Annotated in this window: 3 protein-coding genes and 1 pseudogene; 3 read left to right on the top strand and 1 reads right to left on the bottom strand. The window is 46.6% G+C overall.

The window, feature by feature from the left end:
- A pseudogene (locus KDK15_RS01685) lies at nucleotides 1-235 on the bottom strand (ABC-F family ATPase); the annotation flags it as partial.
- A 507-nt stretch (nucleotides 236-742) separates the two neighbouring features.
- On the opposite strand from KDK15_RS01685, the gene KDK15_RS01680 reads away from it, so the two are divergent.
- From KDK15_RS01680 to KDK15_RS01675, 3 genes are all read left to right on the top strand, one after another.
- Entirely contained in the window at nucleotides 743-1300 is a 558-nt protein-coding gene (locus KDK15_RS01680) for a hypothetical protein (protein WP_257293632.1), read from the top strand.
- Between the two features lie 183 nt (nucleotides 1301-1483).
- A complete protein-coding gene (locus KDK15_RS21125; protein ID WP_373691317.1) occupies nucleotides 1484-1603 on the top strand; it encodes a putative RNA methyltransferase in 120 nt (39 codons plus the stop codon).
- A gap of 191 nt (nucleotides 1604-1794) precedes the next feature.
- Entirely contained in the window at nucleotides 1795-3681 is a 1887-nt protein-coding gene (locus tag KDK15_RS01675; protein ID WP_257293631.1) for a hypothetical protein, read from the top strand.
- The last annotated feature ends 152 nt before the right edge of the window (nucleotides 3682-3833 follow it).

Raw genomic sequence — 3833 nt, 5'->3', positions numbered from 1 at the left:
CACTCATCAGCCCGTAATGCTGTTCAATGGGAATATCCAGCCCCAGCAGCAGTTCGCCCGCACGGGCTTCGGCAGAATAGCCATCCATCTCACCAAACTGGACTTCAAGGTCAGCAACCCGCATACCTTCTTCTTCGGTCATTTCAGCCTTGGCGTAAATAGCATCCCGTTCGGCTTTTACTTTCCATAGCTCGGCATGCCCCATAATCACCGTATCGATCACCGTGTAGTGTTCTTGATAACTGCTGTTTCAGACAAGTTTGTTAAAAAACAGTTGAAAAAAATTGTGACCCGGCCCGCAAGGTTGACCCAGCAGCATTAAATCACTGGAGCACCAACGTAAGCATCACCCACTTGATAAGGAACTATTTATTGTCACTCTTGTCAATTGTTCAGTTCAGTGAAACGAGATTTCACATTTACAATAAATGCTGCTTTTTTGATAATTTCGAGGATTGAACCAGGAATGAATATAAATAATTCTGGCATGCCAACTTATCCATCAACAACCAGCCGTCCTGAATCGGCACGAAGAGCATATGTTGGCTGGACAGGCACGTTTGGTGGTTCTGCCATCAGAGCAGCCCCGGCCGGTCACAGACATTCAGCTGCTGCCAGTAATATTACCCCAGGTCTGACACAAAGCGGCACTATCCAGCAACGGTGGATTTCAGCAACCAGAACTCAGGTATCAGCGCCGGCGAGCTATGATCTGGGAAGCAGGATGGATCTGGGAAGCAGGATGGCAGATTTTGAGCAGTTGTCTGGCAAGCTTTTAGATATTTACAAACCACTGGATGAGATTCCACTAGTAGCGAGCCTTCTGGCGAATGAAGAATTAGCAAAAATTAAAGCTTTTACTCCGGCCAGGATCATCCGTGAGCTGAAGGAGTGGAACCGGGAATTGCAATTTAGTTTTGACTACCCTGTTTTTGACTCATCACAAACCATTACTGATGAATTTGCTGCCCACGTTCTGAAAGAATTCAAATCGAAAATTGACCAGCTGCTATCCATACCAAATTTAGAGCAGACCCTGAAAGACACCTTTATGGCAGTTGCCAGGATGATGCCTGGAATTCGTGCCAATAACAGGACTTATCAAGACACAAGGAGTGTTTCTTCTGTAACTGATCAAATCGCCATGGGAATGGAGCTGCAGCGGCTTATGAATAATAGTCATGGTGAACTCATCCATGTACTTTCCATGAGACAAGGTAGTGATGCTTATCAGAGATTAAAATCAGATCTGGATTTATGTATTAAGGATATTTCGAATTTACAGGCAAGTAGGCGATAATAACTGAGAGTCCTGAACAGACAACGGCTGGTACCGAAAGGCTTTCAAGTGTACGTCCGTCAGATAAGGAATGGTGCTCCAGTAGCATTTTAATCCAGTTATTTCATAAACGACTACCAGCAGAAAACCATCACCAACCGTTGCATATGCGTCAGAGAGCATTAAACTCTCTGGCTTTTAGCAATGCTGCCCATGCCCATCTTACTCCGTTGCCCCGTCTGTTATGAAGCGCTCAGGTCAGAACACAAAAGCGCTGTGTGCCAAAATCACCATCGGTTTGACCGGAAGAGCAAAATGCTTTGATGGTTCGCAAAGCCCTGCTTGACGGCACGAGAATTTCTCAAACTATTGAGGGTATGAACGCTGCAGCATGCCATCGGGCAGATTTTCACTATCAATACAGCAGACCTGCTAAAATACCTTTCGATGGAGCACCAAACGTCAATGATGGACAAGCATGTTAAATATCATGAAGTTTTGTTGTACTGATAATTATGGCTGCAGTTGTCGAAAAAGCGTTTATCCCTGTAATAATGCTTTCCATATTGCTGTGTGAAATAATTCGGTCTGTGTTCTCCCATGCCGCACCTCCACCCTATCAAGGTGTCACCGCAGAGGGAAATTATATCGGGCTGGAATATCATGGCTTTGATATCGTCGATGATGATCCTGTGCGGATGGCCATGCGGCAAAAAGGTCTGGAAAATATTTTTACTGGCAAAGGTTTTCGCTTGGCTTTTCCTGTGGAATCAGTAGCTGCTATTGAGTCGGCTAAACAGTTAAACGATAGAATCACATCTTTATCCGCCGGGATATCGGACTCTATTTTCTCTGCAACTTGGCAACAGCGAAAACCCTTTCGCCCGTTTAACTCCGATGTGAAACGATTCCAACTCTACGGCAGGCTTCCATCCCCGGCAAACCGCCCGCCGGTGTACAATGATGAAGGCCAGCCATTGGCAAAACCCGACTTAACCTCCAGTATTATCAAAAGAAATGAGGGGTTTTATAAAAACAATAACTGTTTTCTCTGCCACAGTGGCGTGAGTGCCGGTATTGTCAGTGCCGGTCAACCCAATGCCCATGTCGACCAATCAGGCTATGCTGCTGAGCTGGCTTTCCTGATCAGTTTTGCCACATTACTGGAAAGGCACCTTAACTTATTACAGTTGGTGTCATTCAACGCCATTGCCAGGGCCCGGTTCAATAACAAGCTCCTTGAATTAACCTACCTGTTTGATGATGTGAAAGCGGAAACACAACCGATTTTATCCAGGGCCCTGGTTCGTGGTGATAACATGGGGCCATACATCGTCTGGAAAAAGATTGCCAGACTGAAAGACCCGTCAAACAGCGGCTTACTGACCCTGCGCCCTGATGAAACATCCCCTCTCGATTACTTTTTTCAGGTGCCAGAGCTGCCCACCGTTATTTCCAACCCATGGTGGATAAGAAAATACAAGTCAACCAACTATCGCTATGCAGACCCGACCGAATATATTGTCCCACACTTCGCCCTCAACTTTACCAAGCAGTTTCCCGGGGTGAACGAGTACCATCCTCAACATGTTGCAGATATTTCCGAGGTTCTGGTCTATGCGGACAACACAACATCCCCGGCCTACCCCGGCAAGCTTGATGCAGAAAAAGTCAAACTGGGTAAACAGTTATTTCATAGTGAAACAACGTCCAGATCCGGTCACAGGCTGGATTGCTTTTCCTGCCATGGCCGTTACCAGAAAGAAACTGATTTTGATACCCCCGGGGGTTACACCGTTTACTACGATGATTTGGACCCGGACCGTAGATTGAAAAATGTCGGAACTGATCCTGAATACGCCAAGTTGCTGCTAACCTTTACCCCCCTGAACAAAAAGGGTGGCTTGTTAGCCCAGTTTTTTGATGACCCGGAACTGCTGCCCGAAGCCTTTTTGCCTGACAAAGCAGGCTACATAGCACCGCCATTGGATGGTGTATGGGCTTCAGCACCCTATTTTCACAATGGCTCTGTGCCCACACTATACCATGTCCTGAAAGCCGATGAGCGACCTGCTATCTGGAGTCGTACCAATACAGACCCCTTTGCCTACGACCTGAAAAAAGTGGGCCTCCTTTACCAGGAAAAAGATATCTCTTTGGAAAGCTATGCCCGCTGGAAAACCGCTGCCAAGGCCAACCCTCTGAGTGAGGAAGCCCGGGAATTCAGAAGATGGTACAACACATCCGGAATGGGGCGATCCAATCAGGGGCATGACTGGTTTAGCGCCATTCTGGACAATGACGAGATTTATGCCGTGGTGGAGTTTCTGAAGTCATTAAGCGGACCGACCATGAAAAATGGCATCCCGAAACCCAAACGGTATTATCAGCTTGAGCAATAGCGTCTGCTGAAATGATAAAACGGGTAAACCCCCAGTTTCTTGCCCTGAAAATTGCCACATGATAGATGGGTGTCCTTTTTTCTTCCTTTTTTCTTTGCCGGGATAGATATTCAAGTGCCGGTAATCCTTTACCCACCCGTTTGCAATTGACG

Source organism: Endozoicomonas sp. YOMI1, from assembly GCF_024606345.1.
Lineage (GTDB): Bacteria > Pseudomonadota > Gammaproteobacteria > Pseudomonadales > Endozoicomonadaceae > Endozoicomonas.
The sequence above is the reverse complement of the archived record's forward strand: the minus strand, read 5'-3'. Positions and strand labels throughout refer to the sequence as shown.